Origin of the sequence: Youhaiella tibetensis, from assembly GCF_008000755.1 — a bacterium.
In the GTDB taxonomy this organism is placed as follows: Bacteria; Pseudomonadota; Alphaproteobacteria; order Rhizobiales; family Devosiaceae; genus Paradevosia; species Paradevosia tibetensis.
The window spans coordinates 43,665-56,426 of sequence record NZ_CP041690.1; the positions used below are offsets into that span (position 1 = coordinate 43,665).

Annotated in this window: 13 protein-coding genes; 11 read left to right on the forward strand and 2 right to left on the reverse strand. The window is 66.9% G+C overall.

What is annotated here, in order from left to right; translation table 11 throughout:
- Nucleotides 1-78: 78 nt before the first annotated feature.
- Nucleotides 79-849, reverse strand: coding sequence for a FadR/GntR family transcriptional regulator (locus tag FNA67_RS00190; protein ID WP_049707170.1), 771 nt, complete (start codon nucleotides 847-849; stop codon nucleotides 79-81).
- Between the two features lie 169 nt (nucleotides 850-1,018).
- Between FNA67_RS00190 and FNA67_RS00195 the strand changes: the two genes are divergently transcribed.
- The 11 genes from FNA67_RS00195 to FNA67_RS00245 are packed head-to-tail and all read left to right on the forward strand — an operon-like array spanning nucleotide 1,019 to nucleotide 11,423.
- A complete protein-coding gene (locus FNA67_RS00195) occupies nucleotides 1,019-2,458 on the forward strand; it encodes an NAD-dependent succinate-semialdehyde dehydrogenase (RefSeq protein ID WP_371874369.1) in 1,440 nt (479 codons plus the stop codon).
- Nucleotides 2,459-2,469: 11 nt separating this feature from the next.
- Nucleotides 2,470-3,723 (forward strand): amidohydrolase family protein, encoded by a 1,254-nt coding sequence (locus tag FNA67_RS00200; protein WP_049707171.1) that lies wholly within the window; start codon nucleotides 2,470-2,472, stop codon nucleotides 3,721-3,723.
- Between the two features lie 12 nt (nucleotides 3,724-3,735).
- Entirely contained in the window at nucleotides 3,736-4,035 is a 300-nt protein-coding gene (locus tag FNA67_RS00205) for a hypothetical protein (RefSeq protein WP_053168118.1), read from the forward strand.
- Complete coding sequence (locus FNA67_RS00210) at nucleotides 4,032-4,439, forward strand: Rieske (2Fe-2S) protein (RefSeq protein WP_210246414.1); 408 nt, start codon at nucleotides 4,032-4,034, stop codon at nucleotides 4,437-4,439. Before FNA67_RS00205 ends, FNA67_RS00210 begins: the two co-directional genes overlap by 4 nt.
- Nucleotides 4,436-6,085 carry an FAD-dependent oxidoreductase gene (locus FNA67_RS00215; RefSeq protein ID WP_147654649.1) on the forward strand — a complete coding sequence of 550 codons (1,650 nt, stop codon included), beginning with the start codon at nucleotides 4,436-4,438 and terminating at the stop codon, nucleotides 6,083-6,085. The genes FNA67_RS00210 and FNA67_RS00215 overlap by 4 nt, the downstream gene beginning before the upstream one ends.
- Nucleotides 6,086-6,128: 43 nt before the next feature.
- Nucleotides 6,129-7,154 carry an amidohydrolase family protein gene (locus tag FNA67_RS00220; protein ID WP_049707174.1) on the forward strand — a complete coding sequence of 342 codons (1,026 nt, stop codon included), beginning with the start codon at nucleotides 6,129-6,131 and terminating at the stop codon, nucleotides 7,152-7,154.
- Nucleotides 7,155-7,211: 57 nt separating this feature from the next.
- Nucleotides 7,212-8,225 carry a DODA-type extradiol aromatic ring-opening family dioxygenase gene (locus FNA67_RS00225; protein WP_049707175.1) on the forward strand — a complete coding sequence of 338 codons (1,014 nt, stop codon included), beginning with the start codon at nucleotides 7,212-7,214 and terminating at the stop codon, nucleotides 8,223-8,225.
- A complete protein-coding gene (locus tag FNA67_RS00230; RefSeq protein WP_147654650.1) occupies nucleotides 8,222-8,884 on the forward strand; it encodes an RraA family protein in 663 nt (220 codons plus the stop codon). The genes FNA67_RS00225 and FNA67_RS00230 overlap by 4 nt, the downstream gene beginning before the upstream one ends.
- Nucleotides 8,881-9,537, forward strand: a complete 657-nt coding sequence (locus FNA67_RS00235) for an RraA family protein (RefSeq protein WP_147654651.1) — start codon at nucleotides 8,881-8,883, stop codon at nucleotides 9,535-9,537. Before FNA67_RS00230 ends, FNA67_RS00235 begins: the two co-directional genes overlap by 4 nt.
- Complete coding sequence (locus FNA67_RS00240) at nucleotides 9,534-10,205, forward strand: 4-carboxy-4-hydroxy-2-oxoadipate aldolase/oxaloacetate decarboxylase (RefSeq protein ID WP_147654652.1); 672 nt, start codon at nucleotides 9,534-9,536, stop codon at nucleotides 10,203-10,205. Before FNA67_RS00235 ends, FNA67_RS00240 begins: the two co-directional genes overlap by 4 nt.
- A 42-nt stretch (nucleotides 10,206-10,247) precedes the next feature.
- A complete protein-coding gene (locus FNA67_RS00245; protein ID WP_147654653.1) occupies nucleotides 10,248-11,423 on the forward strand; it encodes a 4-hydroxybenzoate 3-monooxygenase in 1,176 nt (391 codons plus the stop codon).
- Nucleotides 11,424-11,525: 102 nt separating this feature from the next.
- On the opposite strand, the gene FNA67_RS00250 is transcribed toward FNA67_RS00245, so the two are convergent.
- Nucleotides 11,526-12,710 (reverse strand): amino acid aminotransferase, encoded by a 1,185-nt coding sequence (locus FNA67_RS00250; RefSeq protein WP_147654654.1) that lies wholly within the window; start codon nucleotides 12,708-12,710, stop codon nucleotides 11,526-11,528.
- Between the last annotated feature and the right edge of the window lie 52 nt (nucleotides 12,711-12,762).

The window sequence follows — 12,762 nt, forward strand, 5'->3', positions numbered from 1 at the left end:
ACCCGACCGGCAGCGCTCGAAGGTGTTCAAACCTCCGCGCGTGTTCCACCCTCTGCCAGGTTCCGAATTCCTCCGCCGCTAGCGGTTCGCCAGTTCGCCGAGCTGGCGAGACCTGATGAACTGCAAGCGTCCGTAAACCAGATTGCGCGCCGCGTCCGGGTCGCGCGCCTCGATACAGGCGATCAGCGCGCGTTGGAACGCCATGGCGCGCTGCGCCACCTCGGGCGAGGACGAGCCGCGCACATAGAGCGGCATCAGCACATGACTGAGCGCCCGGAACTGGGCGATCAGCACCCGGTTGTGCGAAGCGGCGACCACGCTCCCGTGAAAGTTAATCGCGGCCCAGGTGAACTCCTCGGGATTGTCCACCAGCCCCTCGACCTCGGCCAGCGCGCCGCGCAGCATGGCGATGTCGTCCTCGTCCGCGTTGCTGGCCGCCAGGCCAGCGGCCATCACCTCGATGGCCATCTGACTGTCGAGCACTTCCTCGGCGTCGATCCCGATGAGCTTGAGCTGGATGGCCAGCGTCTCGGCCAGGCGGTCCGAATTGCCCTCGGCCACGAAGATCCCGCCCTTGATGCCCACGCGGATGTCGATGACGCCCGAGGCATGAAGCGAACGCAGCGCGTCGCGCATGGTCATGCGGCTCACGCCGAACTGGAGGGCCAGCGAGGCCTCCGAACCCAGGCGCTCGCCCGGGGTCAGGCGACCGGCAAAGAGCGCCGCCCGCAGTTGGTTGATCACCTGGGCCGAGAGCGTGCCCTGCTTGCTCGAGGACCACAGCCGCGGCTCGGCTGGACCGAGGATCTGGCCCGTCTCGTCTTTTTCGGCATCCGGCGCTTTATGCATGTGAGCCTGCTTTTGATAGCATGTTTAGGGAATAGATAACATGTTAAGTATCATTTCAAGCCCAAAAATCGCCCATCTGAGCCCGATTTTTTCCAAACTATCATATCTTTTCAAAAATCGGAGCGATAACTTTCCTCACCCAGGCATTTTCCAGCCACTCGAGTGAACGATGACCAACAAGGATCAAATGGACCGCGTCCTGCGGATCGGCCCGGAGCGCATCGGCGCCGCGGACCGTGAGGCGCTCGCGCTCGTCAATCCGGCCAACGGGCAGACCGTGGGGCAAATCCCCGTCGCCACCACCGCCGATCTCGATGACGCGCTGGCCGCAGCCGACATGGCGTTCAAATCCTGGCGCAAGGTCTCCGCCTATGATCGCGCCGCCATTCTCCATCGCGCCGCCGCGCTCCTGCGCGAAAGGGCGCAGTCCATCGCCCATTTCATGACCCTCGAGCAGGGCAAGCCGGTCGCCGACTCGGTGCTCGAGGTCAACGGCGCCGCCGACATCTTCGATTGGTTCGCCGAAGAGGGCCGGCGCGCCTATGGGCGCATCATTCCGGCGCGCACGCCCGGCGTGCGCAACATGGTCTTCCGCGAGCCGATCGGCCCGGTGGCGCTCTTCACGCCCTGGAACTTCCCGGTCACCATTCCGGCGCGCAAGATCGCCGCGGCCCTCGCCGCCGGCTGTTCGTGCATCGCCAAGCCGGCCGAGGAAACCCCCTCGCCGACCCTGGCCATTGCCCAGGCGCTCGCCGACGCGGGACTGCCCGACGGCGTGCTCAACATCGTCATGGGCGTGCCAGACGACATCTCGACCCACCTCATCGCGTCCCCGGTGATCCGCAAGATCTCCTTCACCGGCTCGACCCGGGTCGGCAAGCACCTTGCCGGACTCGCGGCGGCGGGCGTCAAGCCGGCGACGCTCGAGCTGGGCGGGCACGCGCCCACCATCGTCTTTGCCGATGCCGATATCGAGAAGGCCGCCACCATGACGGCGCGCTCGAAATACCGCAATGCCGGCCAGATCTGCATCGCGCCCACGCGCTTCTACCTCCACGATTCCATCCATGACCGCTTCGTCGCCCGCTTCCGCGAGGTCGCCGCTTCGCTGCGCGTCGGGGACGGGCTCGACCCCGCCACCCAGATGGGTCCGCTCGCCAATGTGCGCCGCATCGGGGCCATGGAGGAGCTGGTCGCCGATGCCCGCGGCGCCGGCGCCGGGCTCGAGCTGGGCGGGGAGCGCCTGGGGAACCAGGGCTATTTCTGGCAGCCCACCATCCTCACCGATGTCCCCAACCAGGCCCGCATCATGAACGAGGAGCCCTTCGGCCCCGTGGCCGTGACGCACCGCTTCAGCGGGTTCGACGAGGTCGTGGAACAAGCCAACCGCCTGCCCTTCGGGCTGTCCGCCTACGCCTTCACCAGCGATGGCGCCACGGCGGCACGGATCGGGGAGGCACTGGAATCCGGGATGGTCGGGGTCAACCACATGGTCCTCACCACGCCCGAAACCCCGTTCGGCGGGGTCAAGGAGAGCGGCTACGGGTCCGAAGGCGGATCCGAGGGCCTGGACAGCTACCTGGTCACCAAGTTCGTGACCCAGGGTTGAGGCGTAACGAGATGAACGAGACCAAGATTCCCAATTTCCGCGAGCTGGGCGAGATCACCGGCTCCACCGACTCGCGTGACGTGCTTTCGCACGCCACCCGCCAGGCGGCCAAGAACTTCGATGACTACCTGATCGTGGACGTCGACGCCCACGTCTCGGAGGATCATTTCTGGTCCGAGATCATCGACCTGATCGACAACGACGTGCTGCGCCAGATCGGCCAGCAGCAGGTCAAGGGCTTTGCCGGCCCCAATGCGCTGCTCAACATCTCCCCGGGCCTTTCGCTCCAGAGCGTGGGCGGCCGCATCGGCCACCAGGGTCGGCGCGAGCCGGTGCAGGACGACAGCGTCCACCGCTTCATCTCGACGGCGCGCCGCAGCATGGATGCGATGGGGCTCGACTACCAGGTGGTGTTCCCCAGCGCCATGCTGCTGCTGGGCATGCACCCCCAGGACGAGATCGAGGTGGCCCTCGCCAAGGCCTTCAACCGCTGGATGATCGAGCGCATCCTGCCCATCGATACCCGCATGAAGGGCCTGCTCTACCTGCCCTTCAACACGCCCGAGGCCTGCGAGGAACTCGTGGCCCAGTACGGCGCCACCGAAGGCATCATCGGCTTCACCGTCTGCTCGACCCGCAACAAGCCGGTCCACCACGACTGCTACATGCGGCTCTATTCCATGATCCAGGAACTGGGAAAGCCGCTGGCCTTCCACTCGGGCTACCACTGGGGCGATCCCTCCTTCGCCCAGCTCAACCGCTTCCTTTCGATGCATGCGCTCTCGTTCACGCACTACAACCAGATCCACCTCACCAACTGGATCGTGAACGCCATGCCCGAGCGCTTCCCCAAGCTCGACATGCTCTGGGTGGAGAGCGGCCTGGCCTGGATCCCCTTCCTCATGCAGCGCCTCGACCATGAAGTGATGATGCGCCCGAGCGAAGCCCCCGGCCTCAAGCGCCTGCCCAGCGAATACATGCGCGACATGTATTACACCAGCCAGCCGCTCGAACGCGGCAACATGAAGCTGCTCCAGACCACCATGGAAGCCATGAACGCGGAGACGCAGCTGCTCTATTCCTCGGACTGGCCGCACTGGGACTGGGATTCGCCGGCCACCATCGATTCCATTCCGTTCCTCTCCGAGCAGGCCAAGCGCAACATTCTCGGGCTCAACGCCGCGCGCCTCTTCAAGCTCGATACCACCCGCCGCAAGCCGCTGGCCGAAGACGTGCTCGCCACCCGTCCCAAATCCGCTTCCTAGTGAGCCCAGAACATGACGACTACCGATAATGGCGCCGCTTTCGGCGCAGCCTCCGCCACCATCGCCAGGGCCGTCGAGGACATCATCGCCACCCGCGATCTCGATGCGGTCGGCGAGGCCGATATCGCCAACGCCATCGCCGCGCTCGGCAAGCTCTATGCGGCCAAGGTCGAGCGGATGGACAAGGTCTTCCCGCCCGTCACCACCGATGCCCTGACCGCCACCCAGACGGTGATCCTGGTGAGTGAATTGCTGCGCGCCGCAGACCTCAACGTGTTCGACCTGGCCATGTGGTTCCGGAGGGCGTCGTGAGCGCTCCTGACATGACCGCGGGATCGCGCGAAGTGGTGCTCGGGCGCCACGAGGATCTCAAGTCGCGCCAGCGCATTGTCGTCGATGTCGATGGCACGGGCGTCGGCGTCTACTTCGTCGGTGACGAGGTCCGCGCCTATCTCAATATCTGCCCGCACATGGGCGGCCCCGTCTGCCAGGGCAAGATCATGCCGCGCACGCTCGAGCAGGTGGCCGAGAACGGCAAGAGCCTGGGCCTGGGCTTCTCCAAGGACCAACTGCATATCGTCTGCCCCTGGCACGGGTTCGAGTTCGACATGATGACCGGCCGTCACCCGATCAATCCCAACGTCAGGCTCAAGGCCATCCCCGTCCAGGTGCGTGACGGGCAGGTCGTGCTGACCCTGGAGGCCAACCCCTCATGACCGCCTTGCGCCAGACCGATGTCCTCATTGTCGGGGCCGGTCCCGTCGGGCTGACGCTGGGCATGGTCCTGGCCCAGCGCGGCGCCGCCGTCACCATTCTCGAAACCCGCCATCGGGGCGAGCCGCCCAACGTCAAGTGCAACCACGTCTCGGCCCGCTCGATGGAAATCCTGCGGCGCCTGGGCGTCGCCGCCGCCGTGCGCGATGCGGGTCTGCCGGCTGACTATCCCAACGATATCGCCTACCGCACCAGCATGCTGGGCAAGCCCATCACGCGCATCCCCATCCCCTGCCGGCGCGATCGCTTCACGGCGACCGGCGGGCCCGATACCGACTGGCCCACGCCCGAGCCGCCGCACCGGATTAACCAGCTCTTCCTCGAACCGATCCTCTTCGAGCATGCCGCCTCGATGCCCGGCATCACCGTGCTCAACCGCACCGAATACCTCTCCCACCGCCAGTCCGCCGACGGCGTCACCGTCACCGCGCGCGACATGGAGAGCGGCGTCGAATTCGAGATCGAGGCGCAGTATCTGGCCGGCTGCGACGGCAGCCGCTCCCAGGTGCGCCGCGATATCGGTGCCAAGCTCGTGGGCGATGCCGTGGTGCAGCGGGTGCAATCGACCTATCTGCGCGCACCGGACCTCATCGACCGGCTCAACGACGCGCCGGCCTGGGCGAGCTTCTCGCTCAATCCGCGCCGCAGCGGCAATGTCTATGCCATCGACGGCAGGGAAACCTGGCTGGTTCACAACTACTTGCGCGACGACGAGCCCGATTTCGACAGCGTCGACCGCGACTGGTCGATCCGGCAGATCCTGGGCGTGGACGACGACTTCGCCTACGAGGTCCTCTCCAACGAAGACTGGTACGGGCGCCGTCTGGTCGCCGACAGCTTCCGGTCCGGCCGCGTCTTCATCTGCGGCGACGCCGCCCACCTTTGGGTGCCCTATGCGGGCTACGGCATGAATGCCGGCATCGCCGATGCCGAATGCCTGGGCTGGCTGCTGGCGGCGCGCATCGCCGGCTGGGGCGGGGACGCGATCCTGGATGCCTATGCCGCCGAGCGGCAACCGATCACCGAGCAGGTCTCGGTCTTCGCCATGAACCATGCCCACGCCATGGCCAAGGAGCGCCGGGTCATCCCGGCCGACATCGAGGACGACACTGCCCAGGGCGCCAGCGCGCGCGAAACTTTCGGGCGCACGCTCTACGATCTCAACGTCCAGCAATATTGCTGCGGCGGGCTCAATTTCGGCTACTACTACGATGCCTCCCCCATCATCGCCTATGACGGGGAATCCCAGCCTGCCTATTCGATGGCCGGTTTCACGCCCTCGACGGTCCCCGGCTGCCGCACGCCCCATGTGTGGATGGCCGGCCATCGCTCCCTCTACGACGCCATGGGCCCGGACTTCACGCTCCTGCGCCTCGATCCGGGCCGCGACGCCTCCGCGCTTCTCAACGCGGCGCGCCTGCGTGGCATCCCCATGCAACTGCTCGATGTCGAACCCGAGGACCGGGAGCTTTATGGCGAAGCCTTCGTGCTCTCGCGTCCCGACCGCCACGTGGCCTGGCGCGGCGATGCCTGCCCGCAGGACCCCGATGCGCTGCTCGACGTCCTGACCGGCGTCGCGGCGCGATGAGGTCTTCCATGCCCAACCGTTCACCCACCACCCGGAGCGAGAGATGAAGATCATCGATTGCCACGCCCACATGGCGGTGCCGCACCAATTGCCGGCCTACAAGGCCTCGATACTCTCCCATCGCGGCGCCCATGGCCGCAAGGCGCCGCCGGTTTCCAACGAGGCGCTCGAGCAGGCCTTCAATCGTGTCGAGATGGCCCCGGTCGGGCACCTCGAATGCCTCGACCAGGCCGGGGTGGACGTCCAGCTCCTCTCCCCGCGCCCCTTCCAGCTCATGCATTCGGAAGAGCCCAAGAAGCTCGTCCACTGGTATGTCGAATACGCAAACGACATCATCGCCCAGGAATGCGCGCTCTATCCCGAGCGCTTCTATGGCGTGGCCGGCCTGCCCCAGACCGGGGACAGCCCGATCACCGAGGCGCTGCCCGAGCTCGAGCGTTGCGTCAAGGACCACGGTTTCCGCGGCTGCCTGATCAACCCCGATCCCTTCGAGAACAACGGGCGCATGGCCCCGCCCATGGGCGACCGTTACTGGTATCCGCTCTACGAAAAGCTCTGCGAGCTCGACGTGGTCGGCCACATCCACTCGGCCAGCTCCCGCGCACCGGAGCGCGAGCCCTATTCGCTCCATTTCATCAACGAGGAGACCACCGCCGTCTATGGGCTGTGCAAGTCGACCGTCCTCGATGACTTCCCGGACCTCAAGATCCTGGTGAGCCATGGCGGCGGAGCCATCCCCTACCAGCTCGGCCGGTTCGACGCGACCACCGTGCCGCGCAACGGCATGCAGTCCTCGGGCGTGCGGTTCCGCGACCGGCTGCGCAAGCTCTATTTCGACACCGTGCTCTATTCGCGCGACGCCATCGAGCTGCTCGTCAAGGTCGTCGGGCCCAGCCAGTGCCTCTATGGCGCCGAGATGCCCGGCGTCGGCTCCTCGATCGACCCGGAGACCGGGGAGACCTTCGACACCATCATTCCGCACATCAGGGGCCTCGATTTCCTGAGCGAAGACGAGCGCAACGCAATCCTGGGCGGCAATGCCGCCCGGCTCTTCAACATTCCGGCCTGATCCGAACAAAAGGCGCGAAGCGGTCGCCTGGCGGCCGAGCAAGGGAGGACATTTTCGATGGCGAACATCGTCGGCTTCATCTGCACGGCCCACGGGCCGCAACTGCACACCACCCCGGACAAATGGCTGCTGCGCGTCCAGTCGGACCGCACCCGCCAGCACCCGTTCCGAGGCGGGGTCTATTCGTTCGACCAGCTGTGCGAAATGCGCAAGGACGAGAACCTTGCCGAGCGCAGCACCATGGAGGCGATGACCGCCAATTACGAAAAGTGCCACGCGGCGAGCGAAGCCCTGGCCGATGCCTTCGAGGCCATGAACGCCGACGTGGCGGTGATCTTCGGCAACGACCAGCATGAGATCTATGGCGAGGACCTCAGCCCCCCCTACATGATCTATTACGGCGACAAGATCCGCCATCATCCCGCCTCCGAAGAGGGCCGCCGGCTGATGCCGCCGGGCGTCGCCGAGGGCGAAGCCGGCCACGCGCCCGAAGAATACCGCGAGTACGACACGGTTCCCGACCTTGCCAGGCACATCATTGGCAACCTCGTCGAAGCCGAGTTCGACATCACCGTCTCTCCCAAGCTGCCGACCCACAATCCGCGCACGACCGGCATCAGCCACGCCTTCGGCCACATCTACCGCCAGGTGATGCGCGACAAGGTCGTTCCCAACGTGCCGATCTACCAGAACACCTTCTTCCCGCCCAACCAGCCCACGGCGCGCCGCTCCTACAAGTTCGGCCAGGTGGTGGGCCAGGCCATCCGCTCCTGGAAGAGCGATGCGCGCGTGGTGGTTTTCGGCTCGGGCGGCATGAGCCATTTCGTCATCGACGAGGAATGGGACGCCCGCTTCATGCAGGCCATGCGTGCCAAGGACGCCGAGTTCCTCAAGAACATCCCGCTCTCCGAACTGCAGTCCGGCACCTCCGAGATGAAGAGCTGGATCACCACAGCCGGGGTGATGGAAGCCTACGACACCGAGTTCCACGAAGTAGCCTACGTGCCCTGCTACCGCTCGGCGGCCGGCACCGGCACCGCCCAGGGCATGTACTGGTGGGGTGTCAAATGAGCGCCAGCCTCGTTGAACGCTTGCGCCGGCTCGATGCCTGCTGCGTTTCCGACGCTCTCGATGCCCTCGCCATGAACGGCGCCGTGACCGGCATTCCCCGCCGGTCCGGGGCGGGCACCGTGGCCGGCCGGGCCGTTACCGTCACCCTCGCGGCGGGACCGGCTCCGGCCGGCACCCCCAAGGTGCATCTGGGCGCCCGCGCCATCGAGGCCGGCGACGCCGACAGCGTCATCGTCGTCTCGCACCCCGGCAACGATGCCGGCGGCTGGGGCGGCGTGCTGACCCAGGCCGCCCGCTGCGCCGGCATCCAGGGCGTGATCGTCGACGGCCCGCTGCGCGACATGGACGAGGCCAACGGTCTCGACTTTCCGATCTTTGCCCGCGCCACGACCGTCCGCACGGCGCGCGCCCGCGTCCATGAAGTGGCGACCAACGCTCCCATCGAAGTGGCGTCCGTCGCCATCGCGCCGGGCGATTACGTCATCGCCGACGGCTCGGGCGCCGTGTTCATCCCCGCCGCCGAGGCCGAACGCGTGATCGCCACCGCCGAACGCATCGCCGCCAAGGAGCGGCTGATGGTCGAGGCTCTCAAGGCCGGCAAGCCGGTCTCCCAGGTGCTTGGCGCCGACTACGAAGACATGCTCGAGGCAATGCAATGAACGACCAGGCCGTAGACCGCGCCGGCAAGCACGACTGCGCCACCCTTTCGGACGCCATGGACCGTCTGGGCATCGAAGGCGTCTGCCGGGGCATCAAGCCGCGCGACCATGCCTTCCGCCTGTGCGGACGCGCCTTCACCGTGCGCTACATCCCCATCGATGTGCTCGCCCCCGGCAATGTCGGCGACTTCGTCGACGACCTGCCGGCCGGCACCGTCGTCGTGCTCGACAATCGCGGCCGGGAGGACTGCACGGTCTGGGGCGATATCATGACCCAGCTCGCCAGCCACAAGGGCCTCGCCGGCACCGTCATCGACGGAGCCTGCCGCGATGTCGATCTCTGCCTCAAGCTCGGCTACCCCATCTATTCGCGCAGCTATTCGATGAAGACCGGCAAGGACCGCGTCCAGGTCGATGCCACCGGCGTTACCGTCGAGATCGGCGGCGCCCTGGTGCGTCCGGGCGATATCCTGGTCGGGGACGCCGACGGTGTCGTCGTCATTCCGAGCGAGCGGGCCGATGAGGTCCTGGCCCTCGCCGACGAGATCGCCACCGCCGAGAATGCCATCCGCGAGGCCATCTCGCAGGGCATGTCGCTGCGCGATGCCCGCGCCAAGTTCCGCTACCACTCCCTGCAGACCCGCCGCCCATGACCAAGGTTTTCCGCACTATCGAACGCGCCGACGGCGCTACGATCGACCGGCTGGCCAGGGCCGGCGTCGCCACCTGCCACGAGGCCTTCGGGCGCACGGGGCTGATGAGTTCGCGCATGCGCCCCATCTATCCGGGCGCCGCCATTGCCGGCAGCGCCATCACCGTGCTGGTGCCGCCGGGCGACAACTGGATGATCCATGTCGCCATCGAACTGATCCAGCCCGGCGACCTGCTGGTCGTCGCCCCGTTCTCGCCTTCGGACGCAGGCTATTTCGGCGACCTCCTGGCCACCTCGGTCAAGGCGCGGGGCGGCATCGGCCTCGTTATCGATGCCGGTGTGCGCGACGTGCGCGATCTGACGCAGATGGGCTTTCCGGTCTGGTCGAGCGCCATCTGCGCCCAGGGCACCGTCAAGGAGACGCTGGGTTCGGTCAACGTGCCCATCTCCTGCGCTGGAGCGGTGGTCAACCCGGGCGACGTCGTCATTGCCGACGACGATGGCGTGGTGGTGATCCCGCGCGCCGAGGCCGCCCGCGTGGCGGACCTGGCCGAGCGGCGCATCGCCGACGAGGACGCCAAGCGCGCCGAGCTCGCCAGGGGCGTGCTCAGCCTCGACCTCTACAACCTGCGCGACCGACTCGCGGCCAAGGGTCTCCAGATCCTGTGACGCCTGCCACCTGACCCACCAGCTTTATCGAGAGGAATATCCATGAAAACTCAGGTCGGAATTATCGGCGCTGGGCCAGCCGGCCTGCTGGTGGCGCGCATCCTGCAGCTCAACGGCATCGAGGCGGTGGTGCTCGAGCGCCGCACCCGCCAATACGTGCTCGACCGCGTACGTGCCGGGGTGCTCGAATCGGGCACCGTCGAGACGCTGCGCACCTATGGCATGGGCGCCCGGCTCGACCGCGAAGGCATCCCGATGCGCTCCATGCAGCTCTGCTGGGACCGGCAGAAGGCCGATGTTTCGCTCGATGACGGCACCGGACGGCACCTGACCACCTATGGCCAGCAGAAGATCGTCGAGGACCTCATCACCCAGCGCGAACGCGATGGCCTGCCCATCATCTTCGAGGCCGCGGTCGACCGGCTCGAGGATATCGAGGGGGAGACCCCGCGCATCCACTATACCCACGAAGGCGAGCAAAAGGTCATCGAGTGCCAGTTCATCGCCGGCTGCGATGGCTATCACGGCGTCAGCCGCCGCCACATCCCCGGTTCGGACGAGCACGTCTTCCTTACCGAATATCCCTTCGCCTGGCTCGGCATCCTCGCACAGGCCGCCCCGCTCGCCGCCCGTCGCGGCTTTGCCCACAGCACCAGGGGCCTGGCGGTGGCCTCGGCCCGCTCGGCCACGGTCGGCCGGCTCTATCTCCAGGTCGAGCCCGATGCCGATCCCAACGCCATGAGCGACCAGGAGATCTGGGACGAACTCGACCTGCGGCTCGACGACGGCACCGATGCCCGGCTCAATCGCGGGCCCATCATCGAGCGCTCGGTGGCGCGGCTGCGCGGCTATGTATGCGAGAAGATGCGTCACGGGCGCCTCGCCATTGCCGGGGACGCCGCCCATATCGTGCCGCCCAGCGGCGGCAAGGGCCTCAACCTGGCGGTCGGGGACGCGCGCATCATGGCCGAGGCCATCCGGCGCCTCCTCAAGTCCAACGATACGGGCCTGCTCGATACCTATTCGGAAATGTGCCTGCGCCGCATCTGGCCGACCGTGCACTGGGCCTGCTCGATGTGCGAAGCCTTCCACATCTTCCCCGGCCAGACGAGCTTCGATACGCGCATGCAGTACCAGATGCTCAACCACTGGGGGAACACCGAGATCGGCCAGCAGCGCCTGCGCAAGGCCCAGCTCGGCCTGCCCTACGAAATCTGAGCGATCCCGGCGATCCGGGCCCGGCCCGGATCGCCTCTCCAATGCAAGAAGGGCGGCGCTCCGGTCCGGAACGCCGCCCTTGTATTTTTCCAGTCCGGCAGATCAGCCGCAGACGGCCGCGATGGCGTTGGCGACGTGCCCGACATTGCCGTCGGTCAGGCCCGCCACATTGACGCGACCCGAGCTGGTGATGTGGACATGGTGCTCGGTGCGCAGCCGCTCGGCATCGGCCGGGGTGATGCCGAGGAGCGCGAACATGCCCCGCTGCTTGCCCAGGAAACCGAAATCGCGCGTCGTGCGCCCGTCGAGCGCCGCAACCAGCTTGGCGCGCATGCCGTTGATGCGGCCGCGCATCCCCGCCACATCCGCTTCCCAGGCCGCGCGCAGGGTGGCGTCGCCCAGGATATGGGCCACCACCGCCGCGCCGTGGTCGGGCGGCATGGAATAGTTGGTGCGCACCACCGGCAGCAGGTGCCCATGGGCGCGCGCCGCCGCCACATCGTCCTTGGCGAGGAGCGTGAGCGCCCCCACGCGTTCACGGTAGAGCGCGAAGTTCTTCGAGTAGGAACTGGCGATGAGCATTTCAGGCAGGCGCGCCGCCAGGATGCGGATGCCCTGCGCGTCCTTGTCGAGCCCGTCGCCGAACCCGAGATAGGCCAGGTCGATGAAGGGCGTGGCCCCGGTCTGGGCCAGCACCTCAGCGATCGCCGCCCACTGCTCGGGGTCGGGGTCGGCGCCCGCCGGGTTGTGGCAGCAGCCGTGGAACAGCACCAGGTCCCCCGGACGGGTGGCGCGCAGCGCCTCGAGCGTCTGGTCGAACTGCAGGGTTGCCGTGGCGATGTCGTAATAGGGGTAGCGCACCACTTCCAGGCCGGCGGCCGTCAGCAGCGCCTGGTGGTTGGCCCAGGTCGGATCGGGCAGGAACACCCGGCAGCCCGGATTGAGCCGCCGCGCGAAGTCGCCGGCGATGCGCAGTGCCCCGGTCCCGCCCGGCGTCTGGATGGCCTGCGAGCGGGCGAGCAGGCCCTTGTCCTGACCCAGGATCAGCTCACGCGTCAGTCGGTTGTAATCGACGTTCCCCGCCGAGGAGAGATACCCCTTGGACCCTTGCGTCTCAACCAGCCAGTTTTCCGCCTGCTTGACGGTGGCCAGCACCGGGGCGTTGCCGTGCTCGTCCTTATAGATACCGATGCCCAGATCGACCTTGTCGGCGCTCGGATCATCGCGGAACGTCTGCATGAGGCCCAGCAGCGGATCGGGCGCCGGCGCAGTCAGATCTGAAAACATCGCATCCTCGTTAGTCTCGTATTGCGAGACTCTATCGCGTATTTTGCGCATG